At 67.1% G+C, this 22,708-nt stretch carries 22 protein-coding genes; 16 read left to right on the top strand and 6 right to left on the bottom strand.

Annotated features, from left to right (window positions below):
* The first annotated feature begins 66 nt into the window (after positions 1–66).
* Positions 67–504 carry a DUF4148 domain-containing protein gene (locus KHY18_RS01070; protein ID WP_249728825.1) on the top strand — a complete coding sequence of 146 codons (438 nt, stop codon included), beginning with the start codon at positions 67–69 and terminating at the stop codon, positions 502–504.
* 64 nt (positions 505–568) lie between these two features.
* Here KHY18_RS01070 and KHY18_RS01075 read toward each other — a convergent pair whose 3' ends face one another.
* The 4 genes from KHY18_RS01075 to KHY18_RS01090 all read right to left on the bottom strand — a co-directional run bounded on the left by KHY18_RS01075 (position 569) and on the right by KHY18_RS01090 (position 5,461).
* Positions 569–1,534: a tripartite tricarboxylate transporter substrate binding protein BugE gene (locus KHY18_RS01075; protein ID WP_213293356.1), complete on the bottom strand. Its 966-nt coding sequence runs from the start codon at positions 1,532–1,534 to the stop codon at positions 569–571.
* A gap of 259 nt (positions 1,535–1,793) precedes the next feature.
* A complete protein-coding gene (locus KHY18_RS01080; RefSeq protein WP_213293357.1) occupies positions 1,794–3,035 on the bottom strand; it encodes a CaiB/BaiF CoA transferase family protein in 1,242 nt (413 codons plus the stop codon).
* A 172-nt stretch (positions 3,036–3,207) separates the two neighbouring features.
* Positions 3,208–4,401: an acyl-CoA dehydrogenase gene (locus tag KHY18_RS01085; RefSeq protein ID WP_213293358.1), complete on the bottom strand. Its 1,194-nt coding sequence runs from the start codon at positions 4,399–4,401 to the stop codon at positions 3,208–3,210.
* A gap of 139 nt (positions 4,402–4,540) precedes the next feature.
* A complete protein-coding gene (locus KHY18_RS01090; RefSeq protein ID WP_213293359.1) occupies positions 4,541–5,461 on the bottom strand; it encodes a LysR substrate-binding domain-containing protein in 921 nt (306 codons plus the stop codon).
* 139 nt (positions 5,462–5,600) lie between these two features.
* Here KHY18_RS01090 and KHY18_RS01095 point away from each other — a divergent pair, with 139 nt between their 5' ends.
* The 4 genes from KHY18_RS01095 to KHY18_RS01110 all read left to right on the top strand — a co-directional run bounded on the left by KHY18_RS01095 (position 5,601) and on the right by KHY18_RS01110 (position 9,107).
* Positions 5,601–6,776, top strand: coding sequence for a muconate cycloisomerase family protein (locus KHY18_RS01095; protein WP_213293360.1), 1,176 nt, complete (start codon positions 5,601–5,603; stop codon positions 6,774–6,776).
* A gap of 54 nt (positions 6,777–6,830) precedes the next feature.
* Positions 6,831–7,109, top strand: coding sequence for a muconolactone Delta-isomerase (gene catC, locus KHY18_RS01100; RefSeq protein WP_213293361.1), 279 nt, complete (start codon positions 6,831–6,833; stop codon positions 7,107–7,109).
* A gap of 184 nt (positions 7,110–7,293) precedes the next feature.
* The gene (locus KHY18_RS01105; RefSeq protein ID WP_213293362.1) at positions 7,294–8,280 is read left to right on the top strand and encodes a Bug family tripartite tricarboxylate transporter substrate binding protein; all 987 of its coding nucleotides are present in this window, start codon (positions 7,294–7,296) and stop codon (positions 8,278–8,280) included.
* Positions 8,281–8,345: 65 nt separating this feature from the next.
* Positions 8,346–9,107 carry an alpha/beta fold hydrolase gene (locus KHY18_RS01110; protein WP_213293363.1) on the top strand — a complete coding sequence of 254 codons (762 nt, stop codon included), beginning with the start codon at positions 8,346–8,348 and terminating at the stop codon, positions 9,105–9,107.
* An 8-nt stretch (positions 9,108–9,115) separates the two neighbouring features.
* On the opposite strand, the gene KHY18_RS01115 is transcribed toward KHY18_RS01110, so the two are convergent.
* On the bottom strand, positions 9,116–10,012 hold the full coding sequence (locus KHY18_RS01115) for a LysR substrate-binding domain-containing protein (RefSeq protein ID WP_213293364.1): 897 nt from the start codon (positions 10,010–10,012) through the stop codon (positions 9,116–9,118).
* A 101-nt stretch (positions 10,013–10,113) separates the two neighbouring features.
* Between KHY18_RS01115 and KHY18_RS01120 the strand changes: the two genes are divergently transcribed.
* The 5 genes from KHY18_RS01120 to KHY18_RS01140 all read left to right on the top strand — a co-directional run bounded on the left by KHY18_RS01120 (position 10,114) and on the right by KHY18_RS01140 (position 15,244).
* The gene (locus tag KHY18_RS01120; protein WP_213293365.1) at positions 10,114–11,025 is read left to right on the top strand and encodes a dihydrodipicolinate synthase family protein; all 912 of its coding nucleotides are present in this window, start codon (positions 10,114–10,116) and stop codon (positions 11,023–11,025) included.
* Between the two features lie 80 nt (positions 11,026–11,105).
* Positions 11,106–12,059: a Bug family tripartite tricarboxylate transporter substrate binding protein gene (locus KHY18_RS01125; RefSeq protein ID WP_213293366.1), complete on the top strand. Its 954-nt coding sequence runs from the start codon at positions 11,106–11,108 to the stop codon at positions 12,057–12,059.
* A gap of 61 nt (positions 12,060–12,120) precedes the next feature.
* Entirely contained in the window at positions 12,121–13,602 is a 1,482-nt protein-coding gene (locus tag KHY18_RS01130) for an aldehyde dehydrogenase family protein (protein WP_213293367.1), read from the top strand.
* Positions 13,603–13,742: 140 nt separating this feature from the next.
* Positions 13,743–14,246, top strand: coding sequence for a sigma-70 family RNA polymerase sigma factor (locus KHY18_RS01135; RefSeq protein WP_213293368.1), 504 nt, complete (start codon positions 13,743–13,745; stop codon positions 14,244–14,246).
* A 5-nt stretch (positions 14,247–14,251) separates the two neighbouring features.
* Positions 14,252–15,244: a FecR domain-containing protein gene (locus KHY18_RS01140; RefSeq protein WP_213293369.1), complete on the top strand. Its 993-nt coding sequence runs from the start codon at positions 14,252–14,254 to the stop codon at positions 15,242–15,244.
* On the opposite strand, the gene KHY18_RS01145 is transcribed toward KHY18_RS01140, so the two are convergent.
* Positions 15,241–16,155, bottom strand: coding sequence for a LysR family transcriptional regulator (locus tag KHY18_RS01145; protein ID WP_213293370.1), 915 nt, complete (start codon positions 16,153–16,155; stop codon positions 15,241–15,243). The genes KHY18_RS01140 and KHY18_RS01145 overlap by 4 nt on opposite strands.
* Positions 16,156–16,267: 112 nt before the next feature.
* On the opposite strand from KHY18_RS01145, the gene KHY18_RS01150 reads away from it, so the two are divergent.
* The 6 genes from KHY18_RS01150 to KHY18_RS01175 all read left to right on the top strand — a co-directional run bounded on the left by KHY18_RS01150 (position 16,268) and on the right by KHY18_RS01175 (position 22,706).
* On the top strand, positions 16,268–16,663 hold the full coding sequence (locus KHY18_RS01150; protein ID WP_213293371.1) for a DoxX family protein: 396 nt from the start codon (positions 16,268–16,270) through the stop codon (positions 16,661–16,663).
* Between the two features lie 66 nt (positions 16,664–16,729).
* On the top strand, positions 16,730–17,557 hold the full coding sequence (locus tag KHY18_RS01155; protein WP_213293372.1) for a dioxygenase family protein: 828 nt from the start codon (positions 16,730–16,732) through the stop codon (positions 17,555–17,557).
* Between the two features lie 93 nt (positions 17,558–17,650).
* Positions 17,651–20,182: a TonB-dependent siderophore receptor gene (locus KHY18_RS01160; RefSeq protein ID WP_213293374.1), complete on the top strand. Its 2,532-nt coding sequence runs from the start codon at positions 17,651–17,653 to the stop codon at positions 20,180–20,182.
* 220 nt (positions 20,183–20,402) lie between these two features.
* Positions 20,403–20,693, top strand: a complete 291-nt coding sequence (locus KHY18_RS01165; protein WP_213293375.1) for a hypothetical protein — start codon at positions 20,403–20,405, stop codon at positions 20,691–20,693.
* Between the two features lies 1 nt (position 20,694).
* Positions 20,695–22,362 carry a PepSY-associated TM helix domain-containing protein gene (locus KHY18_RS01170; RefSeq protein WP_213293376.1) on the top strand — a complete coding sequence of 556 codons (1,668 nt, stop codon included), beginning with the start codon at positions 20,695–20,697 and terminating at the stop codon, positions 22,360–22,362.
* Positions 22,359–22,706 (top strand): DUF3325 domain-containing protein, encoded by a 348-nt coding sequence (locus KHY18_RS01175; protein WP_213293377.1) that lies wholly within the window; start codon positions 22,359–22,361, stop codon positions 22,704–22,706. Before KHY18_RS01170 ends, KHY18_RS01175 begins: the two co-directional genes overlap by 4 nt.
* Positions 22,707–22,708 lie beyond the last annotated feature (2 nt).

Consider the following 22,708-nt stretch of genomic DNA (forward strand, 5'->3'; position numbering starts at 1 on the left):
TTCGCTAGGCAGCAGACCCCGGATCACCGAACCGCCGCCTTCCTTGAACCTCTTCTGAAAGATCTCATGAGCTCCATCCGTCACACCGCTTCGATCCTGATTCTGTCCCTCACCGCTGCAGTCGCCGGCCACGCCATGGCCGCCGAACCCACCTCCGGCCTGACCCGCGCCCAGGTGCTCGCCGATCTGGCCGAAGCCCAGCGCACCGGCAGCATCGCCGAAGGCGAAATGGGCCTGGCACCCAAGGTGCTCAACCCGCAGCAATACCCTGCGCAACAGCAGGCCGCGGGCAATACCCGTGCCCAGGTGATCGCCGAGTTCCAGCGTGCGCGTGCCAACGGCGAGCTGCTGGAAACGGTCTCCGGTGCCCGCATGAGCGAGGTGCGTCCCGACCTCTACCCCGCCAAGACCGCGCAAGGCCAGGCCGTGAGCCGCGACCAGGTGGTTGCCGACCTGCAACGTGCACGTGACGCCGGTCAGCTGACCTTCGGCGAAGGCAGCTGATCCAGCCGCCGCTCGGCCCCAAAAAAAACCCCGCGATGCGGGGTTTTTTTTCGTTGCGCGCAGCTCAATCCATCGTGAGCTTCTGCTTGACGACCACGTCCTTGTAGACCGTGAGTTCTTCCTTCATCTGCTGGGCAAACTTCTCGGGCGTGCCGGCCTGGATGATGGAGCCGGTTTCCTCGATGCGCTTGCGGATCGCGGGGTCCTGCAGCACCTTGCGCGTGGCGGCATTGACCTTGTCGACGATGTCCTTGGGCAGGTTCTTGGGGCCGACGATGCCGTAATAGGCCATGCGGTTCACGGGCTCGAGGCCGATTTCCTTGAATGTGGGTACATCGGGCATCGCGGGCACGCGCTCGGGCGCAGCGACCACCAGGGCCACGAGGCGCTTTTCCTTGATGAAGGGCAGGGCCGAAGGCAAGTTGTCGAAAATCAGCGGCACCTGGCCGGCGACGGCGTCATTGAGCGCCGGGCCCGAACCGCGGTAAGGCACGTGCATCATGTCGGTGCCGGTAGACAGCTTGAACATTTCCATCATCAGATGGGTGATCGAGCCCGTGCCCGGCGAGGCGTAGGAGTACTTGGCGGGGTTCTTCTTGATTTCCTCGAGGAACTGCTTGTAGTTCTTGCCCGCGAACTGGGGGTTGGCCGCGATCACATTGGGCGTGGCCGCAATGTTGATGACGGGCGTGAAGTCGGTGGCGACGTTGTAAGGAATCTTGGGGTTGATCGCCGGGTTGGTCGCCGTGGTCGACACCGTGGCAATGCCCAGGTGGTAGCCGTCGGGCGTGGCGCGTGCGGTTTCGGCGGCGCCGATGCTGCCCCCACCGCCGCCGCGGTTTTCCACGATCACGGGCTGGCCGAGTTCACGGCCCAGCGGATCGGCGATCACGCGGGCAATCAGGTCGGTGGTACCGCCCGCGGCGAAAGGCACGAGCAGCTTGATGGGCTTGTTCGGATAGGCCGACTGCGCGAAGGCGCTGCCGAAAAGGGAAAGAATGCCCAAGGCCAAAATGCTTTTGCGAACCATTGAATTGTCTCCAGGGAATATTTTGTTCAACGTGACAATATGCTAATGGCATTGTTGGCAGCGCAATTTCCCGGCGACAGTTAAATGCTTCAGTAGTTTCCCAGGGGGCATTTGAGTTTGCAGGCGTGTCTTGTCCTGCATCAAATCGCCAGGGATTTTCCGCATATTCGATCAGAGGCCCGGGCAGGGATATTGCCCAGAGGCCCCCAGGGCTTGCGCAGATCGCCGCCCTGTCGACCGACTCAGGGGTAACGGGCTGTCAGATCGCGCCGTTGCCGCGCAGCGCCGCGATCTTCTCGGCGTCCAGTCCCAACTGCTGCAGCACCTCATCGGTGTGCTGGCCCAGCGCGGGCGGCGCGCGGTGGTAGACCACGGGCGTGCCCGACAGCCGCATCGGGTTGGCGACGCCGGCCACGGCCGGCATGCCGTCATTTGTGTCGCGCGGCAGTTCTATGCGCAGGCCCCTGGCCTTGACCTGGGGATCGTCGAAAGCCTGGGCCACGGTGTTGATCGGGCCGCAGGGCACGGCCTTGTCTTCGAACAGCGCGATCCAGGCGGCCGTGGTGCGCTGGCGCAGCACGGGCTCCATCAGCGCCAGCAGCGCCGCGCGGTGCTGCACGCGCGCGGTATTGGTCGCGAAGCGCGCGTCCTGGGCCCATTCGGGCGCGGCGATGGCGGCGCAAAAGCGCGCGAACTGGCCGTCGTTGCCGATTGCCAGCATCACGTTGCCGTCCGAAGTCACGAAGTCCTGGTAGGGCGCGAGGCTGGGGTGCACATTGCCCGCGCGGCCCGGCGCCTCGCCCGTGGCGAGATAGCCCGCGGCCTGGTTGGCGAGCACCGCCATGCCCACGTCGAGCAGCGCCATGTCGATGTACTGGCCCTGGCCGCTCGCGTGGCGCGCGTTGATCGCCGCGAGAATCGCATTGCTCGCGTACAGCCCGGTGAACACGTCGATCACCGCCACGCCGGCCTTGAGCGGGCCGCCGCCGGGCGCACCGTCGGCATGGCCCGTGATGCTCATCAGGCCGCACATGGCCTGCACCATCAGGTCGTAGCCCGCGCGCTCGGCGTAGGGCCCGTCCTGGCCGAAACCGGTGATGGAGCAGTAGATCAGGCGCGGATTGCGCGCCTTGAGGCTGTCGTAATCGAGGCCGTACTGGCGCAGGCCGCCGACCTTGAAGTTCTCGACGACCACATCGGCTTCGCCGGCCATGCGCTGCAGCAGCGCCTGGCCTTCGGGGTGGGCCATGTCGATGGTGATCGAGCGCTTGTTGCGGTTGCAGGCCGTGAAGTAGCTGGCTTCGCGCGAGTCCTGGCCGTTCTCGTCGCGCAGGAACGGCGGGCCCCAGTGGCGCGTGTCGTCGCCCGCGACCGGGCGCTCCACCTTGACGACGTCGGCGCCCAGGTCGGCAAGCATCTGCGTGCACCAGGGGCCGGCGAGCACGCGCGACAGGTCGAGGACTTTGATGCCGGCGAGGGCGGTGGGGGGGGATGTGGTCATGGGGGCTTCTACTGGAGGGCAGGCCGTTCATGGTTCGACAAGCTCACCACGAACGGTCATCCGTTCGTCCTGAGCTTGTCGAAGGATGAACGCCCTGTCCTCATGATTAAGGCTCAGGACGTACGGAACTGCCGAGCGGCACGGGCAGGCCCTGCCTCCCCGCTCAGTGCAATCAGTTCGCGAACGCCGCAATGCCCGTCTGCGCGCGGCCGAGAATCAGCGCGTGCACATCGTGCGTGCCTTCGTAGGTGTTGACCACTTCGAGGTTCACCAGATGGCGGGCCACACCGAATTCGTCGCTGATGCCGTTGCCGCCGAGCATGTCGCGCGCCAGGCGGGCGATATCCAGGGCCTTGCCGCAGTTGTTGCGCTTGATCAGCGACGTGATCTCGACCACGTTCTGGTGTTCGTCCTTCATGCGGCCCACGCGCAGCGCGGCCTGCAGGCCCAGCGTGATTTCGGTCTGCATGTCGGCGAGCTTCTTTTGCACCAGCTGGTTGGCGGCCAGGGGGCGGCCGAACTGCTTGCGGTCCAGCGTGTACTGGCGCGCGGTGTGCCAGCAGGCTTCGGCCGCGCCCATCGCGCCCCAGGCAATGCCGAAGCGTGCGCTGTTGAGGCAGGTGAACGGACCCTTGAGGCCGCGCACTTCGGGGAAGGCGTTTTCTTCGGGAACGAACACGTCGTCCATGACGATTTCGCCGGTGATCGAGGCACGCAGGCCGACCTTGCCGTGAATTGCGGGGGCGGTCAGGCCCTTCCAGCCCTTTTCCAGGATGAAGCCGCGGATCTGGCCGACCGCGCCGCCTTCGGAAACTTCCTTGGCCCAGACGACGAACACATCAGCCACGGGGCTGTTGGTGATCCACATCTTGCTGCCCTTGAGCTTGTAGCCGCCGTCCACCTTGTAGGCGCGCGTGGCCATGGAGCCCGGGTCGGAGCCGTGGTCGGGTTCGGTCAGGCCGAAGCAGCCGATGAAGTGGCCGCTGGCCAGCTTGGGCAGGTACTTCTGCTTTTGCTCTTCGCTGCCGAATTCGTTGATGGGCACCATCACCAGCGAGCTTTGCACGCTGGCCATCGAGCGGTAGCCTGAATCGATGCGCTCGATCTCGCGCGCCACCAGGCCGTAGCTCACGTAGTTCAGGCCGGCGCCGCCGTAGTTGGTGCCAATCGTCGGGCCCAGCAGGCCCAGCTCGCCCATCTCGCGGAAGATGGTGATGTCGGACTTTTCATGGCGGAACATTTCCAGCACGCGCGGCGCCAGCTGGCCCTGGCAATAGTCACGCGCGGCGTCGCGCACCATGCGCTCGTCTTCGGTGAGTTGCTGGTCGAGTTGGAAGGGATCGTCCCATTGGAAGTTGCCGGCCATGTTGTGTCTCCTCGGATGCGGTGGATATCGGGGGCTGCGGCCACCTTTGCGCAAAGCGCATGGTGGGCAGGAACTGGAGGTGATCGTAGGCCGTTGCGTCTACCCGGGCAAACGATTTGTTTGCATCCAGATATGAGATTCATGCATGAATGGGCGCGTCGGCTGGCGCGGTCCAATGCTGCTGCTGCACGCTTTCGGTCAGCAGACCCGCAAAGGCCTGGGCGGCCGCGCTGCGCGAAGTGCGCGCGTTCCACAGCAGGCTCGCGGTGCGCAGCAGCGGCGGCTGCAGGCCCAGCGCGCAAAGGCCCTGGCCGTGCAGCGCCGCGGCGCGCTGCGGCACGATGCAGGCCAGCTGCGGCCCCCAGTGGCAGGCGGCGATCAGCGCGTGCACCGACTCCATCTCGACCATGACCTTGGGCTGAACGCCCGCGGCGCGAAAATGCTCTTCGAGCAGGCGCCGCGTGGCAAAGCGCCGCGACAGCAGGGCCAGCGGAACGTCCTGCAGTTGCTGCAACTGCAGCGGCGCCTGGCCCGCGAGCGGGTGCGAGGCATGGGCGACGAACTGCATATGCTCTTCGAACAGCGGTTCGGAGTCGACGCCCGCAACGCCCGCGGGGTGGAAAGCCATGCCCAGGTCGAGATCGCCGCTGAGCAGCAGGGCTTCGATGTCGGGCGCCAGCAGTTCGCGCAGCACCACGTGGATCTTGGGATAGCGCGCATTGAACGCCGCCACGGCCGACGGCACCAGCGTGTGCAGCGAAGTCGGAATCACGCCCACCGTGAGATGGCCGGCCTGCAGGCTCGCCAAATCTGCCAGCGCCATGCGCCCGGCTTCGAGCTCCTGCAGCGCGCGCGCCGCGTAGTCCTTGAACACCAGGCCCGCCTGCGACAGTTTGAGGCCCCGGCCCACGCGCTCGAACAGCGGCACGCCCAGCTCGTCCTCGATCTGGCGCAGGCCGTGCGACAGCGTCGACTGGGTGACGAACAGTTGCTTGGCCGAGGTCGTCAGATGCTCGGTTCGTGCGATGTCGAGAAAGTAGCGCAGCTGGCGGATTTCCATGGAAGCCATCCCTGGCAAAAAATAAACGTTCGAAATTATCGAATGGATCAACAGAAATAAATCATTGGATTGGTTAAATATCCGACATTAAGCTGTGTTCAGCGGCACCTTCCTGCGCTGCCGCCGCAAAGAAATCCGCATGAGCAACGAATTCACCATCGAGCGCATCCAGGTGCGCATCCTGGACATCCCCACCATTCGCCCGCACAAGCTGTCGTTCGGTTCCATCCAGCGCCAGAGCCCGGTCATCGTGCAGCTGTGGCTGCGCAACGGCGCCTGCGGTTTCGGCGAAGCCGCGACCATTGGCGGCCCGTCGTGGAACGAGGAGTCGCCCGAAAGCATCGCGCATGCGATAGAAAACTACCTCGCGCCCGCCGTGATCGGTCAGCAAGCGGGCGGCATCGAACAGGTGCTGGCGCGCATGGACCTGGCCTGCAAGGGCAACGCATTCGCGAAATCGGCCGTCGAAATGGCGCTGATCGATGCGCTGGCGCGCACGCTGAACATTCCCGCCTGGCAGCTGCTGGGCGGCAAGCTGCACCAGAGCCTGCCCCTGGCCTGGACGCTGGCCAGCGGCGACGTGGAGCGCGATCTGCAGGAAGCCCAGCTGCGCCTGGAGCAGGGCCGCCACCGTATTTTCAAGATGAAGATAGGCGCGCGCGCGCCGCAGGACGACGTGGCCCATGTGAGCCGCATCGCGCGCGGCCTGCCCGATAGCGCCACGCTCACCGTGGACGTGAACCAGGCCTGGGACGGCAATACCGCACGCCGCTATCTGCCCCAGCTGATAGAAGCCGGCGTCACGCTGATCGAACAGCCCGTGGCCAAGTGGAACGTTCCCGCGCTGCGCCAGCTGACGCAGGAACTGCGCGGCGCGCTGATCATGGCCGACGAGACCGTCTGCACGCCGCAGGACGCGATGATGCTGGCGCGCGAGCAGGCCTCGCATGTGTTCTCGCTCAAGGTCGCCAAGCACGGCGGACTGCTGCGCACGCGCAAGGTCGCGGCCGTGGCCGAGGCCGCCGACATCGGCTGGTATGGCGGAACGATGCTCGAAACGTCGATAGGCAGCGCGGCTTCGGCCCATGTGTTCTCGACCCTGCCCGGCGCCCACCATGGCTGTGAACTGTTCGGCCCGCAGCTGCTGGTCGACGACATCGTCGAGCAGCAGATGCCGATCAGCAACTTCGAACTGCAACTGCCCGACGGCCCGGGCTACGGCCTCACGGTCTCGCTGAGTCAGCTCGACCGTTTCGACCGCGCGCTGGCAGGCCAGCAGCCGCTGCACGTGGACCTGGGCGCGGCCCGCGCCTGACTTTTTTCAGCCGCGCGCCCGGCGCGCGCGGCCCCACCCTCAGAGGAGACACCGATGCTATTTCTTGTCCGCATGGATGTGCGCATTCCCCATGACCTGCCCCTGGAGCAGGTCAACGAAATCAAGCTGCGCGAGAAAGCCTATTCGCAGGAACTGCAGCGCGACGGCCGCTGGCAATCGATCTGGCGCGTGGTCGGCGAATACGCCAACTACAGCGTCTTCAACGTGGCGTCGAACGACGAACTGCACGACCTGCTGCAAGGCCTGCCCCTTTTCCCCTACATGGACATCGATGTGACGCCGCTGGCGCGCCACCCTTCTGCAATCAGTTAAGCACCCCCTGAGCGCCTGCGGCGCTTCCCCCTCTCAACCTTCGGTGGAGGGGGACGGCAGCCTCGCTGCGCGGCGGCGCTTGCTCGCTGCCCCTGAGTTGGGGCACGCCGGTTTTGTAGGCTGCGCACTGAAAATGCCCTGGGGCTTCGTGCGCGGCGAACGAGTTTTCCATGGAGACAAAAAAATGAAACGTACTTTCCTGCGCCAGGCACTGGCTGGCACCGCACTGCTGGCCTGCGCCATTCCCGCCTTCGCCCAGGGCACCGTCGGCAACTGGCCCGACAAGCCCGTCAAATGGATAGTGCCGTTTCCGCCAGGTGGCGCAATGGATGCGATCGCGCGCACGCTGGGCGAAGTCGCGGGCCGCAAGCTGGGCCAGCCTTTCGTGATCGAAAACAAGGCGGGCGCGGGCGGCAACATCGGCGCGGACGCCGTTGCCAAATCGCCGGCCGACGGCTACACGCTGATGATCACCTCGATAGGCATGGCGACCAACGGCGCGCTCTACAACAAGCTGAGCTACGACCCGATCAAGGACTTCGCGCCCGTGAGCCTGCTGGCCGTGGTGCCCAACATCCTGGTCGCGGGACCCAAGCAGTCTGACGTGAAGAGCGTCAAGGACCTGATCGCCAAGGCCAAGCAGCAGCCCGACAAGCTGACCTATGCGTCGGCCGGCAACGGCACGTCCATTCACCTCGCGGGCGCGAGCTTCACCTCGCTGACCGGCGTGAAGATGCTGCATGTGCCGTACCGCGGCAGCGGCCCGGCAGTCACCGATCTGCTCGGCGGCCAGGTCGATTTCATGTTCGACAGCATCACTTCGGCACGCCCTCATATCGAGGCCGGCAAGCTGCGCGCGATCGCGATCACCACCAAGACGCGTTCGCCTTCGCTGCCCGACGTTCCCACGGTCGCCGAAGCCGGCGTTCCCGGCTATGAAGTCTCGCCCTGGTTCGCGACCTTCATGCCCGCGGGCACGCCTGCGCCCATCGTCGAAAAGCTGGGCAAGACGCTCAACGAAGCGATGAACGACCCCGAAGTCAAGAAGCGCCTGAGCGCCATCGGCGCCGAGCCCATCGGCAGCACGCCCCAGGCACTCGCAGTCCATCTGAAGACCGAGACGGACCGCTGGACCAAGCTGATCAAGGAATCCAACATCAAGGTGGATTGACCTTATCCTTACCGGGCCTGCTTGCAGGCCCTTTTTCATTCGCCCCCATTTCTTCGCTGTTGCCCATGCCCGAATTGCATTCCATCGTCCAGGGACAAGGTCCCGTCATCGTTCTGAGCCACGCCCTGGGCTGCGACCTGCACATGTGGGACGAAGTCACCGCACTGCTGCAGGACCGCTACACCGTCGTGCGCTACGACCACCGCGGCCATGGCCGTTCGCCGGCCAGCGACACCGACTTCAGCATGCAGGACCTGGCCCAGGACGCGGCCCAGCTGATTGCCCAGCTCGGTCGCGGCCCGGTGCATTTCGCCGGCGTGTCCATGGGCGGCATGACAGCCCAGGCGCTCGCGGCGCTGTACCCGAGCGCGGTGCAGAGCATCACCATTGCCAACTCGGCCGCGCACTACGACGCCGCCGCGCGCCAGGGCTGGCAGACACGCATCGACACCGTCGCGGCCCAGGGCGTGGCGGCGATTGCCGACGGCGCGCTGCAGCGCTGGCTGTCGCCCGACTTCCTCGCCAAGAACCCGCAGCGCGTCGCGCAGATGCGCGCAACGCTGGTGGAGATTGCCGCCAAGCCCTATGCCCAGGCCTGCGCCGCGGTCGCGGGCATCGAGTTGCACCTGACCAATCCTTCGATACGCTGCCCGGCGCTGGTGATCGGCGGCACGCTGGACGCGGCCACGCCCATGGCGCTGTCGCAGCAGATCGCCGACGGCATTCCCGGCGCCGAACTCGCACCCATCGAGGCCGCGCACATCAGCTGCGTCGAGCAGCCCGAAGTGTTCGCGCAGTTGCTCGACGGCTTCATCCAGCGCGTCTGAGCGCCGGCTCAGGCCGCCGCGGGAAACTCCGCCTGCAGCAGTTCCCGCAGCGTGTTCGCCACGCCATGGCGGCTTTCGCGCCGCCAGGCGAGGTGCATTTCCACATCGAGTCCGGTCACATGGGCGATGGGCTTGAAGCAGACGTTGGCATAGCGCAGGTTCATGCCCGAACGCGGCACCAGCGCGATGCCCACGTTCGCATCGACCAGCGCCAGGATGGAATGCGTATGGCTCAGGGTCTGCACGGTCTCGGGCGCGACGCCGTTGGCGCGCAGCTGGCCGGCGACGATTTCGTAGAGGTAGCGTGACTCCGACGGGCAGAACTCGATGAAGGCCTGGCCTTGCAGCGCGGCCAGCGGCACTTCGTCCAGCGCCGCGAGCGCGTGGTCCAGCGGCATGGCCAGCATGTAGGGCTCGCGCACCAGCGGCGCCCACGCGCTGAAGCTGCGCGGCGCGAACGGCCGGACAATGCCGATGTCGATGCGGTCCGCGCCCAGGGCCTCGATCTGATCGACCGACTGCATTTCGCGCAGCACCAGGTGCACGTCGGGCAGGCGCGCGCGCACGAAGGCCAGCAGCTGCGGCAGTATCGTGAAGCTGGCCGCGGGAATGAAGCCCAGCGTCACGCTGCCGGCTTCGGCCTGCATTGCGCGACGCGCGGCAATCGTTGCCGCCTGGCTGCGCCGCAGTATGTCTTCGGCTTCGCGCAGAAAGATCTTGCCGGCCACCGTGAGGCGCACGGCGCCGCCCGCGCGTTCGAGCAACTGCACGCCGACTTCATGTTCCAGCAGCTGGATCTGGCGCGTCAGCGGCGGCTGCGTCATGTGCAGCAGCGCCGCCGCGCGGCCGAAATGCAGCTCGGAAGCGACGGCCACGAAGCAGCGAAGTTGGGTCAGTTGGAACATGATTCATTTATTGAATTGCGGCATCCGATGTCTGGATTGGACGCCGCCTTGATGCACTTCTAGAGTCACTGTTTTCGACCAACAGTCTTCTGGGAGCCCACATGACTTCTTTCACCGGCCCGGCCCTGCGCGCAGCGCTCAATGGCATTTCCGGCATTCTTGTCACGCCTTTCGATGCACAGGACGCAGTCTGCAGCGCACCGCTGCAGCCGGTCGTCGACCGTGCTGTCAACGCCGGCGTGCATGTGCTGGTGGCGAATGGCAATACCAGCGAATTCTATGGGCTGCAGGCGCAGGAAGCCGAACGCATGGTGCATGTGGCCGCCGAATGCGTGGCCGGCCGCGTGCCCCTGCTCGGCGGCGTGGGCCGCAGCGTGCATGAAGCGCGCGCGCTGGCCAAGGCCTCGGCGCGCGCCGGCGCCGATGCGCTGATGGTGCACCAGCCGCCAGACCCGTTTGTCGCGCCGCGCGGCGTGGTCACCTATGTGCAGCAGATCGCCGAGGCCGCCGAAGGCCTGCCGCTGGTGCTGTACCTGCGCAATGAAAACATAGGCCTGGCGACCATCGAAGCGCTGTGCCGCATTCCCGAAGTCGTGGGCGTCAAGTGGGCCTCGCCCACGCCGCTGGTGCTGGCCGAGATCATCCGCCGCACGGCCGACCGCAATCTCGCCTGGGTCGGCGGCCTGGCCGAAGTCTGGGCGCCGCCGCTGTACGCCGTGGGCGCGCGCGGCTTCACGTCAGGGCTGATCAATGTGTTCCCCGAGCGTTCGGTGGCGATCTACAACGCCCTCGAACAAGCCGACTACGCGCTGGCGATGCGCCTGATCGGCCAGATGCTGCCGTTCGAGGAACTGCGCGCCCAGGAGAACAACGGCGCCAATGTCACCGTGGTCAAGGCCGCGCTGCAGTGGATGGGGAATGACTGCGGCGCGACGCGCGCGCCGTCGGCCTGGCCGCTGACCGCCACGCAGCAGCAGCAGCTCGACACGCTGCTCAGCGGCTGGAAAGCGTAAGCGCCTTTTGCCGCGGCGGCTTGCGCGCCGCCGCGGCTGTTTCCCCTGTGAGCGACCCATAACTATTAAGGACACAAACCATGCCTGCACGCCGCACCCTCCTTGCCCTCGCACTGCTTTCCTGCTCGGGCGTCTTCGCCCAGAGCTTCCCGACACGGCCCATCACCATCGTGATCGGCTCGACGCCGGGCAGCGCCACCGACGGCCTGGCCCGCGCCGTGGCCGCCGAAGTGGGCAAGGAAACCGGGCAATCGGTGATCGTCGACAACCGCGCGGGCGCCTTCGGCAGCATCGCGGCCCAGCATGTGGCGCGCTCGCAGCCCGACGGCTATACCGTCTTCATGACGACCAACACCACGCAGTCGGCCAACCCCCATCTGCTCAAGAAGCTGTCGTACGACCCGCTCAAGGATTTCGCGCCCGTGGCCCTGCTGGCCAAGGGCCCGCTGCTGCTGGTGGTCAACCCCAAGCTGGGCGTCAACAGCATCGCCGAACTCGTGGCCCTGGCCAAGCGCCAGCCGGGCAAGCTCAACTACGGCTCGGGCAGCTCGTCGGCGCAAGTGGCGACCGAACTGTTCCAGCAGATGACGGGCACCAAGTTCAACTACGTGCCATACAAGGCCAATCCGCCCGCGGTCATGGACCTGATCGCCGGCCAGACCGATCTGATGATCGTCGATCTCGCGACCACCGTGCCCCAGGTCAAGGCCGGCAAGCTCAAGGCGCTGGGCCTGAGCAGTCCGGGCCGGCTGTCGCTGATGCCCGGCGTGCCGGCGATCAGCGAGGCCTTGCCGGGCTATGAGTTCGGCTATTGGAATGCGCTCTATGCGCCTGCCGGCACGCCCGCGCCCGTGGTGCAGAAGCTCAATGCGCTGATGCGCAAGGCCATGCAAACCGCAGCGGTGCGCGGCGTCGCGGAGCAGTCGGGCATGGAGACCGCGCTGTCGTCGCCCGAGGAAATGAACCGCTTCCAGATCGCCGAGTACGAGCGCTGGGGAAAGATCATCAAGACCGCGGGAATTCAGCCGGAGTGAGCGGCGGGTAAGGACTGAATTTGGGCGCCTTCAGCGGCGCCTTTCCATTTGAAGGACCAAGATGCTGCAATCCACCGATGCCCGCACAGGCGCCCTGCAGGGCGCTGCCTGGCATGAATCCACACCGGAACAAATCGACGCCGCCGTAGCCGCGGCGGCTTCGGCCGCCGACGCCTTTGCGGCCACGTCGAACGCGCAGCGCGCAGCATTCTTGCGCGCGCTGGCCCAGGCGCTGGGCGACAACGCCGCGGCCTTGCTGCCGATTGCCGATCGCGAGACGGCGCTGGGCCTGCCCCGGCTTGAAGGCGAGTTGGCGCGCACCGCGTTCCAGCTGCGCGGCTTTGCCGATGCGCTGGAGCAGGGCGGGGCCCAGGCCTTTCTCGATGAGGCGGCCATCGCGGGCGCGCCGCCCGCGGGCCGGCCGCGGCTCACGCGCATCGTGGCGCCGCTGGGCCCGGTCGCGGTGTTCGCCGCGAGCAATTTTCCGTTCGCGTTCTCGGTGCTGGGCGGCGACAGCGCCAGCGCCCTGGCCGCGGGCTGTCCCGTGGTGCTCAAGGCCCATCCCGGCCACGCGCAGCTGTCGCGCGACGTGGCGGCGATCGCCGCGGCGGTCATCGCGCAATGCGGCCTGCCCGCGGGCGTGTTCCAACTGGTCGAAGGCGCTTCGGTCGCGGTGGGCGTGCAGCTGGTGCAGTCGCCAGCGATCGCCGCCGTGGCGTTCACGGGCTCGTTCAAGGGCGGCACGGCGCTGGCGCGCCTGGCGGCCGAGCGCGCGCGGCCCATCCCGTTCTATGGCGAGCTGGGCTCGGTCAATCCGCTGGTGGTATTGCCCGCGGCGCTGGGCAACGGCCCGCAAGCCCTGGCGCAGACGCTCGCCGATTCGATCTGCCTGGGCGCGGGCCAGTTCTGCACCAGCCCCGGCGTGATCGTGGTGTTCAAGGATGGGCCGGGCGAAGCCTTCGTGCAGCAGCTGCGTGCGCGCCTGGCCGCGCTCTCGCCGCATGCCATGCTCAACGCCGGCATACGCGCGGCGTTCGAGCGCGGCGTGGGCCAATGGCGTGCTCATGGCAAGTTGCAGGTGCTGGTCGACGGCCCACCGTCGCAGGCCACGCCCCAGCCTTTCCTGGCCCAGGTCGATGCCGCGGACTTCATCGCCGATCACGCGCTGCAAGAAGAAGTGTTCGGTGCGGCCGCGCTGGTGGTGCGTGTCGATGACGGCGCGCAGGCGAGCGCGGTGCTGAACGCCATCGGCGGCACGCTCACCAGCACGCTATGGGGCGTGCCGACAGGCGAGACGCTGCCCGATGAAGCGGTGCTCGCGCTGGTGCGCACGGCCGTGCAGGTGTCGGGCCGCGTGCTGTTCTCGGGCGTGCCCACGGGCGTGGCCGTCACGGCCGCCCAGCACCATGGCGGGCCGTTTCCCGCATCGACCGCGCCGTTCACCACGTCGGTGGGCTATGCGGCGATAGAGCGTTTTCTGCGGCCGCTGGCGCTGCAGGATGCGCCGCAATGGCTGCTGGCGAAAGAGGGCGCGTTCTTCTGATCGACGGCGGAGCCGGGCGGCAAGGGCTGCCCGGTTTCTCCCGCTGGCGGCCGGCACATCGGCATTTGGCTACAATTTAATAGGAATGATTCTTGTTTATTGTGGGCCTTTCGTCCCGCAGGAGAATCGGGACCCCGCCCATGCCTGTCGTTCAATCCTCTGCCCACAGCGAAATCGCCGCGCTCTATGCCGACCACCATGGCTGGTTGCAGGGCTGGCTGCGCAAGAAAGTCGGCAATGCGTTCGACGCCGCCGACCTCGCGCAAAGCACTTTCCTCAAGCTGCTGTGCAGCCAGGGCGTGGACCAGCTGCAGGAGCCGCGCGCCTATCTGGTGACCGTGGCGCGCAATCTGCTGCTCAACCAGGTGCGCCGGCGCGCGATCGAACAGGCCTACCTGGATGCGTTGGCGGCCTTGCCCGAACCCGTTGCGCCACCGCCCGAAGCGCGGCTGATGGTGCTCGAGACGCTGGTCGAAATCGATCGCCGCCTGGGCCATCTGCCCGCGCTGGCCAAGCAGGCGTTTTTGCTCGCGCAGATCGAAGGCCTGGGCCATGGCGAAATCGCGGCCGAGCTGGGCATTTCCGTTTCCACGGTCAAGCGCCACCTGGCCAAGGCGGCGCTGCGCTGCTTTTTCCCGGAGTAGGCGCTATGCAGGCATTGCACGAACCCGCAGGCGAGGGCGCCGAAACCATTTCCACCGAAGTCGCCCAGCAGGCCGTGCAGTGGTGGATGACGCTGCGCGGCGCGCCGGCCTCTGCGTCCGCGTCTGCGCGCCAGCGCGCGGCCTGGCAGCAATGGCGCGCGCAAAGCCCGGTGCATGAAGCCGCGTGGCAGCGCATCGAATCCGTGGGCCAGCAGATGGCCGGCATTTCGCTGCCGCTGGCGCGCGCCACGCTCGCCGGGCCGCATGCGCAGCGCCGGCGGCGCAGCGTGCAACTGCTCGTGGGCCTGGTCGTCGCCGGCGGCAGCTTTGCGCTGCTGCGGCAAACGCCCACCTGGCGTGCCTGGGCCGCCGATGAAGTCGCGGCGCTGGGCGAGCAGCGCCGGCTCGCGCTGCCCGATGGCGGCGCCATTGTGCTCAACACCGGCAGCGCCATCAATATCCGTTACGACAGCGCGCAGCGCGTGGTGCAGCTGGTGCGCGGCGAAATTCTGGTACAGACCGCGGCCGATGCGCAGCGCCGGCCGTTCATCGTCGAGACCGCTTTAGGCAGCGTGCGCGCGCTGGGCACGCGTTTCACGGTGCGCGAACGCGATGCCGGCGTCAGCGTTGAAGTGCTGCAAGGTGCGGTCATGCTGACGCCCGCGCAGGCACCGCAGGCCGCGCAACGGCTGCAGGCGGGCGAGCAGGGCATGTTCACCTCGCTGCGGGCGCAGAGCACGGGTGCGCTCGATGAGGCTGCAGGCGCCTGGGCCGATGGCATGCTGGTCGCGTCGCGCATGCGGCTGGACGACTTTCTCGCCGAGCTGGGCCGTTACCGGCGCGGCCGGCTGGGCTGTGACCCGGCCGTGGCCCATCTGCTGGTGTCGGGTGCCTACCCGCTGGCCGACACCGACCGCGTGCTCGCGGCGCTGACCAGCGCGCTGGCCGTCGAAGTGCATTTCTTCTCGCGCTACTGGGTGATGGTGCGGCCGGCTTAGGCGTCTTGCCTGGGCTGTTCCCAGGGCGGGGTGCGCAGCGCGTCGACGAGAAAATCCACCAGCCGGCGCACCTTGAGCGGCAGCTGCTTGCGCGTGGGATAGACCGCGAAAACGCCCAGTTCCGCGGCGCGGAAGCCGGGCATGAGTTCGACCAGCGCGCCGCTGCGCAAGTCTTCATGCACCAGGAAATCGGGCTGCAAAATGATGCCCTGGTGGGCCAGCGCCGCGGCCCGGCAGGTGTCGCCGTTGTTGGCGTGGATGCGCGAGTGCGTACGCACGGTCACTTCGCCGCCAGGGCCCTCGAAGCTCCAGTTGTCGCCCGAAGACCAGTAGGTGTAGGAAATCACGGCATGCCGCACCAGCTCCTGCGGATGCTGGGGCCTGCCTTGCAGCGCGAGGTAATCGGGCGAGGCGCACAACACCATGCGCGTGCGCGCCAACTGGCGACTCACCAGGCTGGAATCGGACAGCCGGGCGATGCGTATCACCAGGTCATAGCCTTCCTCGACCAGATCGACGACGCGATCCGACAACACGATATCGAGCGTGACCTGCGGGTTCTGCGCTGCAAAGCGCCCCCACAGCGCCGCCAGATGCAGCGCGCCGAAAGTCTGCGGCGCACCGATGCGCAGCCGCCCCTGGGCCTGCAGCGCGCTGGAGCCGACTTCGCCCTCGGCCTCCTGCACGGCGGCGAGGATTTCCTTGCAGCGCTGGTAATAGGCCTGGCCTTCGCTGGTCAGCGACAGGCGGCGTGTGGTGCGCTGCAGCAGGCGCGTTCCCAGATGCGCTTCCAGCTCGTTCACATGGCGCGAGACCGCGGGCTTGGACAGCCCCGCGGCGTCCATCGCGCCCACAAAGCTGCCGGCCTCGACCACGGCCGTGAACGTCTTCATGGCTTGAAAAAGATCCATAGTCTCGAATTTCGGAACAATTTATACATCATAAGAGTGTTTATCTTGTTTGTTCAAAACAATAAAGTTCATTGACGCCAGCAAACCGTGCAGGCACCACAAGGACAACACCATGAACGCCACCCTTTCACTGCTGGGCCGCATAGGCCTCTCGCTGCTTTTCATCATTTCGGGCTGGGGCAAGATCAGCGGCTATGCGGGCACCCAGCAATACATGGAGACCATGGGCGTGCCCGGTGCGCTGCTGCCGCTGGTCATCCTGCTCGAACTCGGCGGCGGCCTGGCCATCGCGGCCGGCCTGTTCTCGCGCTGGGTCGCGCTGGCCCTGGCGGGCTTCTCGGTCGCGACGGCGCTGGTCTTCCATGCGAACTTCGGCGATGCGATGCAGGCCATCAACTTCTGGAAGAACGTGGGCATGGCGGGCGGCTTTCTGCTGCTGGCAGCCCAGGGCGCCGGTGCATTCAGCCTGGATGCCTTGATCAGCCGCCGCAAGGGCCAGTCGGCGTAAGACCCGCTGCCCGTATCACCCCCAAGAAGCCGGCGCGTTGCGCCCGCTGACCCTGGAGAATTTTCCATGTATCGCGCACCTTCTCTCTTCATCTCCCATGGCTCGCCGATGTTCGCGCTCGAACCCGGCGAACTCGGCCCCCATCTCGCGCAACTGGGCGCGGCGCTGCAGGATCTGTCGGCCATCGTCGTGGTGTCGCCGCACTGGCAGACGCGGGAGATCCGGGTCGCGGCCACGGCCAGGCCCGAAACCATTCACGATTTCGGCGGCTTTCCGGCGCCGTTGTATGCGCTGCACTATGAGCCGCCGGGCGCGCCTGATCTTGCCGCCGACATTGTGCAAATGCTCGCCGACGCCGGCCTGCCCGCGACGCTGGACGCGCAGCGCGGCCTCGATCACGGCGCCTGGGTGCCGCTGCGCTATCTCAAGCCCGCGGCCGACATTCCGGTGCTGCAGGTGTCGCTGCCCGCAAGAATGGATGCCAGCGGCGCGCTCGAACTGGGCCGGGCGCTGGCGCCGCTGCGCGCGCGCGGCGTGCTGATCGTCGGCTCGGGCAGCCTCACGCACAATCTCTACGAGTTCCGCGCGCACATCAGCGACCCGGAGTACGCACAGGCGTTTGCCGACTGGGCGGCCGATGCCGTCGCGCGTCGGGATGAAGAGGCGCTGGTCGATTACCGCCGCCGCGCGCCGCACGCCGAACGCGCCCATCCCACCGAGGAACATTACCTGCCGCTGCTGGTGGCGCTGGGCGCGAGCGCGCCGCACGAAATCAGCAGCTTGATTCCCGGCGGCATGACCTATGGCGTGCTGTCTATGGACTCTTTCGGCTTCGGCCTGCAGTCCGTGGCTGCAGGCTTTCAAGCGCCCGGACAGGGACACGAAAATAAATGAGCTGATTGCACTGGGTTGGGTGTCATCAGGGCAAGGAGCGCATCGGTATGCGCTCACGGCTCTATTCATCCTCTTCTTTTCACAAGGCTTTCCATGCGCCCCCAGACTGTGCAGCAGCTTTCCTTTGCCGATTCCCTTGACTGCGTGCCTTTGCGTCCCGGCCCGGTCGCGCTGGCGCTGCGCGTGCTGTGCGTGGGCACGCTGGCGAGCCTGGCCGTCGCGGCCACGCTGGCGCCGCAGTCGGCCCGGGCCCAGGCGGGAACGCAGCAGGGCGCGGCGCAGCGCCAATACGCGATTCCTGCAGGCCCGCTGGAAACCGTGCTCAACCGCCTGGGGCGCGAGGCCGGCGCGCTGCTGACCTTCGATTCGACGATCACCGACGGACTGCGCAGCGGCGGCGTCAACGGCCAGTTCGCGGTGCAGCAGGCGCTGGAGCAGGCGCTCAAGGGCACCGACCTGATGGTCGTGCGCTCGGCCGGCGGCGGCTATACGCTGCGCGCCATGCCCACGGCGTCGCAAGGCGCGGGCGGCGCCACTCTGGCGGCCGTGACCGTGACGGCCGCGGCACGTGGCGATGGCCGCACCGACGGTTCGGGCAGCTATGCAGCCGGGCCTTCGGCCGGGGCCACGGGCCTGAGCCTGACGCTGCGCGAGACGCCGCAGTCGGTCACCGTGGTCACGCGCCAGCAGATGGACGACCAGGGCAGCACCAGCGTATCGGATGTCATGCGCCAGGCCGCGGGCATCACGGTGCAGAGCTACGACAGCGAGCGTTCGAACTTCAACGCGCGCGGCTTTTCCATCACCCAGTTCCAGTACGACGGCGTGACCAAGGACTACGACGGTGTCTACGATTGGGGCGCGACCAACAGCGACATGACCATCTTCGACCGCGTCGAAATCGTCAAGGGCGCGACCGGGCTGATGGGCGGAACGGGCGATCCGTCGGCGGCCGTCAATTTCATTCGCAAGCGCCCCAGCGAGCAGTTCGCGGGCTCGGTCACGGCGAGCCTGGGCTCGTGGAACAACGCACGCACCGAACTCGATCTGTCGAGCCCGCTCAACGCCAGCGGCAGCGTGCGCGGCCGCGTGGTCGCGGCCTATCAGGACCGCGAATCGCATCTGGACCACTACCAGCAGAAGAAAAGCGTGTTCTACGGCGTGGTCGAGGCCGATCTCACGCGCGACACGCGCCTCACGGTGGGTGCCGACTACCAGAACACCGATCCGCGCGGCTCGACCTGGACGGGTTTCCCGCTGTTCTTCAGCGACGGCAGCCGCACCGATTGGGACCGTTCATTCAACCCGGCCACCAGCTGGAGCGAACGCAAGCTCACGTCGCGCAATGTGTTCGCGACGCTGGAGCAGCGGCTGGCGAACGACTGGAAATTCAAGCTCACGGCGAACAACGAAAGCAGCAAGCACCGCTCGCTGCTGGGCTCGGCCAGCGGCGGTTATCCCGACCCGGTGACCGGCGAAGGCATGTACTTCTTCATGGGCGATTTCCGCGGCAACCGCACGCAGAACACGCTCAGCGCAAGCCTGTCGGGCCCGTACGAACTGTGGGGCCGCACGCACGAAGCGATGTTCGGCGCGACCTGGTCCGACACGAATACCGATGGCCCCTGGTCCGAGTCGCTGTACCCGTCGCTGCCGGGCAGCATCTTCGGCTGGAGCGGCAACTATGCGCAGCCGGCCTTCCCGCCGATCGCGGCCCATGACGAGAAGCGCCGCCAGTCGTCGTTCTATGGCGCCACACGGCTGCGGCCCACGGACGCGCTGTCGGTGATCGTCGGCGCGCGCGTGAGCCGGGTCGACGCCAGCGACAGCCGCGTGTACAGCGACGGCGTGACGCCGGCGCTCGAAAGCAGCATGCGCACGCGCGGCCAGGTCACGCCCTATGCGGGCCTGGTCTATGACCTCAACGACCGCTATTCGGTCTATGGCAGCTACACCAGCATCTTCTCGCCGCAGACTTCGCGCGATGCCAACCGCCAGTTCCTGCCCGAAGTGCAGGGCAAGAGCTTCGAAGCCGGCGTCAAGGGCGAGTTCCTCGACGGCCGCGTCAACGCGAGCCTGGCCGCGTTCCGCATCGAGCAGGACAACATCGCCGAATACGTCGATTTCGTCGATGGCGAGTCGGTGTACAAGCCCATCAAGGGCGTGACCAGCAAGGGCATAGAGGCCGAAGTCAGCGGCGAGATCGCGCCCGGCTGGAACCTGCAGGCCGGCTATGCCTATGCCCATGTGCGCAACGCCCAGGGCGAACGCGTCTACGGCTCCACGCAGATGCTGAGCCAGCCCGCGCAGACGCTGCGGCTGTCGACCAGCTATAGGTTGCGCGGCGACTGGAACGCGCTCACGGTGGGCGGCAACGTGACCTGGCAGAGCGCGACCGACGGCCGTGTCTGGCACCCGGTGGCGAGCGACTACGCGAGCATTCGCCAGAAGGGCTATACGCTCGTGGGCCTCATGGCGCGCTACCAGTTCAGCGCGCAGCTGTCGGCGGCGCTGCACATCAAGAACCTGTTCGACACCAAGTACTACTCGGGTCTGGGACTGTTCGAAACCGGCTTCTACGGCGAGCCGCGCAGTGCGTCGGTGACGGTGCGTTACCAGTTCTGACCGGACTGGGGCGGCGTTGGCCGTGCCGCCCTGTGTTGTTTTTTGCGACGCCTGACGCAGGCGCATCGCGGCGCATCTAGAATCGCCGCCAGGCATGAGAGTGAGATTCATTCTCATGCCTCTCCCTCCACCGACGACCGCCGCCGCTGCCAGGGCCGGCGTTGAGGCCTGTCATGGAGCTTCGCGCCCATCCCTGCGTGTTTTTTCCTCTGGCCTCTGCATGAACCGTTCACCCACTCATCACCCCGGTCTGTGCCTGCTGTCCCGTGTGGCCGCCGCCGTGTTCGGCGGCTATCTGCTGGCCAGCGCCTGGAGCGTGTTCAGTGGCGCGGTGTTTCCTGGCGGCGCCGAGGCCGTGCTCGCGGGCGTGCAGCTGAGTTTCGTGGTGTATGTGGCCGCGGCGATCTGGGCGTTTTCGCCCGTGCCGCCGCGCCGCGTCTGGGCCGGGCTGCTGCTGCCGGCCGCCTTGCTGGTCGTGCTGGCGGCGCTGCTGCCGCGTTTTGGAGTTTGAGATGGCCAAGGCGCAAGCAACGACCGGTGCCGGGCAGGGCGGCTTTCGCCAGGCCCAGGCCTGGCTGCACACCTGGTGCGGACTGTGGTTTTCCTGGCTGCTGTTCGCGGTGTTTCTTACCGGCACGCTGGCAGTGTTCGAGGAGCCCATCACCCACTGGATGACGCCCGAACACCATGCCGAAGAGGCCGCGGTGCTCGCGGCGCCGGCCAAGCCAACGGTTTCGCTGGGCCAGCGGCTGGACTGGGGCGTGGCCTATATGCAAAAGCACCACCCCGGCGCGGGCATGTGGGAGCTGTGGCCGGCCGACGCACAGGGTGCGGGCGATCTGCGTGTGTTCTGGTTCGACAGCCAGCGGCAATACGCTTCGGCCGAACTCGATACGGCCAGCGGCGAACCGCTGGCCGCGGCCGAACATGCGCCCGCGCGCCAGACGCAGGGCGGCCACCATTTCGTCGACTTCCATTACGAGCTGCATGCGGGCCAGGTGGGGCTGTGGATCGTGGGCATTGCCGCGATGGCGATGCTGGTGGCGCTGGTCAGCGGCGTGATCACGCACAAGCGCATCTTCAAGGACTTCTTCACGTTTCGCACGCGCAAGGGCCAGCGCAGCTGGCTCGATGCGCACAACGCGGTCGCGGTATTGACGCTGCCGTTCCAGTTCATGATCGCCTATACCGGCATCGTGATTTCGGGCCTGACGTTCATGCCCGCGGGCGTGGTCGCGCAGTACGGCGTGGGCGGCGCAGCGGCTTTCCAGGCCGCGCTCAACGAGCCCGGCAAACCGCAGCTTTCGGGCCTGGCCATGGCCGTGCCGCCCCTCGAATCGTTCGCCTTGCGCGGCCAGCAGCTGATGGGCCAGCCGGTGCGCGCCGTGGTGATCGATCATCCAGGCGACGCGGCGGCGCGCATAGGCGTCTACGGCTGGAACGAAGACGCGGGAGCGCAGCAGCGCCTGAGCCCCAGCAGCGGCCTGGCGATGTTCTCCGCGGCCACGGGCGAAGTGCTGCAGGTGCGCCTGCCCGGCGGCGTCGATGGCGGCAAGGCCTCGCTCACGCAGTCGGTGCTGGCCGGGCTGCACATGGTCGCGTTCGGCGGCTTTGCGCTCAAGTGGCTTTATTTTCTCTGCGGCCTCGCGGGCAGCGCGATGATGGCCACGGGCGCCATCCTGTTCATCGTCAAGCGCCGCACGCGGCATCTGGGCGAGTTCGGCGGCGCGACGGCGCGGGTCTACCAGCTGATCGAAGCCGCGAACGTCGCGGCCATTGCCGGCCTGGCCACGGCCTGCATAGGCTATCTGTGGGCCAATCGGCTGGTGCCTCTGGGCCTGGCCCACCGCGACGATTGGGAGCTGGCGGTGTTCTTCGGCATCTGGGCGCTGGCGCTGGTGCATGCGCTCGCGCGCCCGGCCGCGGCCGCATGGAAAGAGCAACTGGGCCTGCTGGCCGCGCTGTGCGTACTGCTGCCGGTGATCAACGCGCTCACGGTGGGCGACCATCTGCCCGCGCAGCTGCTGCGCGGCGATTGGGAAAGCGCTGGCGTTGAATTGTTTGCGCTCGCCACCGGCCTGGCCGCGCTCTGGGGTCTGCGCTGGATGGCGCGGCGCAAAGCCGCAGCCGGCAGCGCGCGCCGCTCGGGCGCTGGCATTGAATCGCAGGTGAAAGCATGAGTGATCTGGTCGCTGGGATGTTGTCGCTGGCGTTGGCGTTTGCGGGCATGGCCGCGTTGGCCTTTGCCATGGAGCGCCACTATGAGCAGCTCACGGGAGCGCGTGCCTTGCCGCCTGCGCGGCGGCTGCGCTGTCTGGGCGCGGCGCTGTTGCTGGTGTCGGCGCTGCCCTGTGTCCGGGTCTGGGGCGTTACAGTGGGCAGCGTCGCCTGGCTGGGCTTTCTGTCGGCCGGCGCCATCGTCTGCGTGGCGTTGATCAGCGCCGCGCCGCGCTGGGCCGCGCGCGCGGCCGCAGTAGTCGGCGCGGCAGCGGTGCTGGCGCTGGGCCAGGCTTTTGCGCGCTGACC

The sequence above is a fragment of the Acidovorax sp. CCYZU-2555 genome (assembly GCF_018413525.1).
Taxonomy (GTDB): Bacteria; Pseudomonadota; Gammaproteobacteria; order Burkholderiales; family Burkholderiaceae_C; genus Comamonas.

What these genes read in the sequence shown, in the direction of transcription:
- KHY18_RS01075 (WP_213293356.1), bottom strand. Translation starts at nt 1,534, where the DNA reads ATGGTTCGCAAAAGCATTTTGGCCTTGGGCATTCTTTCCCTTTTCGGC.
- KHY18_RS01090 (WP_213293359.1), bottom strand. Translation starts at nt 5,461, where the DNA reads ATGGAAATCCGCCAGCTGCGCTACTTTCTCGACATCGCACGAACCGAG.
- KHY18_RS01120 (WP_213293365.1), top strand. Translation starts at nt 10,114, where the DNA reads ATGACTTCTTTCACCGGCCCGGCCCTGCGCGCAGCGCTCAATGGCATT.
- KHY18_RS01130 (WP_213293367.1), top strand. Translation starts at nt 12,121, where the DNA reads ATGCTGCAATCCACCGATGCCCGCACAGGCGCCCTGCAGGGCGCTGCC.
- KHY18_RS01095 (WP_213293360.1), top strand. Translation starts at nt 5,601, where the DNA reads ATGAGCAACGAATTCACCATCGAGCGCATCCAGGTGCGCATCCTGGAC.
- KHY18_RS01115 (WP_213293364.1), bottom strand. Translation starts at nt 10,012, where the DNA reads ATGTTCCAACTGACCCAACTTCGCTGCTTCGTGGCCGTCGCTTCCGAG.
- KHY18_RS01080 (WP_213293357.1), bottom strand. Translation starts at nt 3,035, where the DNA reads ATGACCACATCCCCCCCCACCGCCCTCGCCGGCATCAAAGTCCTCGAC.
- KHY18_RS01105 (WP_213293362.1), top strand. Translation starts at nt 7,294, where the DNA reads ATGAAACGTACTTTCCTGCGCCAGGCACTGGCTGGCACCGCACTGCTG.
- KHY18_RS01110 (WP_213293363.1), top strand. Translation starts at nt 8,346, where the DNA reads ATGCCCGAATTGCATTCCATCGTCCAGGGACAAGGTCCCGTCATCGTT.
- catC (WP_213293361.1), top strand. Translation starts at nt 6,831, where the DNA reads ATGCTATTTCTTGTCCGCATGGATGTGCGCATTCCCCATGACCTGCCC.
- KHY18_RS01085 (WP_213293358.1), bottom strand. Translation starts at nt 4,401, where the DNA reads ATGGCCGGCAACTTCCAATGGGACGATCCCTTCCAACTCGACCAGCAA.
- KHY18_RS01070 (WP_249728825.1), top strand. Translation starts at nt 67, where the DNA reads ATGAGCTCCATCCGTCACACCGCTTCGATCCTGATTCTGTCCCTCACC.
- KHY18_RS01155 (WP_213293372.1), top strand. Translation starts at nt 16,730, where the DNA reads ATGTATCGCGCACCTTCTCTCTTCATCTCCCATGGCTCGCCGATGTTC.
- KHY18_RS01170 (WP_213293376.1), top strand. Translation starts at nt 20,695, where the DNA reads ATGGCCAAGGCGCAAGCAACGACCGGTGCCGGGCAGGGCGGCTTTCGC.
- KHY18_RS01145 (WP_213293370.1), bottom strand. Translation starts at nt 16,155, where the DNA reads ATGGATCTTTTTCAAGCCATGAAGACGTTCACGGCCGTGGTCGAGGCC.
- KHY18_RS01140 (WP_213293369.1), top strand. Translation starts at nt 14,252, where the DNA reads ATGCAGGCATTGCACGAACCCGCAGGCGAGGGCGCCGAAACCATTTCC.
- KHY18_RS01160 (WP_213293374.1), top strand. Translation starts at nt 17,651, where the DNA reads ATGCGCCCCCAGACTGTGCAGCAGCTTTCCTTTGCCGATTCCCTTGAC.
- KHY18_RS01135 (WP_213293368.1), top strand. Translation starts at nt 13,743, where the DNA reads ATGCCTGTCGTTCAATCCTCTGCCCACAGCGAAATCGCCGCGCTCTAT.
- KHY18_RS01150 (WP_213293371.1), top strand. Translation starts at nt 16,268, where the DNA reads ATGAACGCCACCCTTTCACTGCTGGGCCGCATAGGCCTCTCGCTGCTT.
- KHY18_RS01175 (WP_213293377.1), top strand. Translation starts at nt 22,359, where the DNA reads ATGAGTGATCTGGTCGCTGGGATGTTGTCGCTGGCGTTGGCGTTTGCG.
- KHY18_RS01125 (WP_213293366.1), top strand. Translation starts at nt 11,106, where the DNA reads ATGCCTGCACGCCGCACCCTCCTTGCCCTCGCACTGCTTTCCTGCTCG.
- KHY18_RS01165 (WP_213293375.1), top strand. Translation starts at nt 20,403, where the DNA reads ATGAACCGTTCACCCACTCATCACCCCGGTCTGTGCCTGCTGTCCCGT.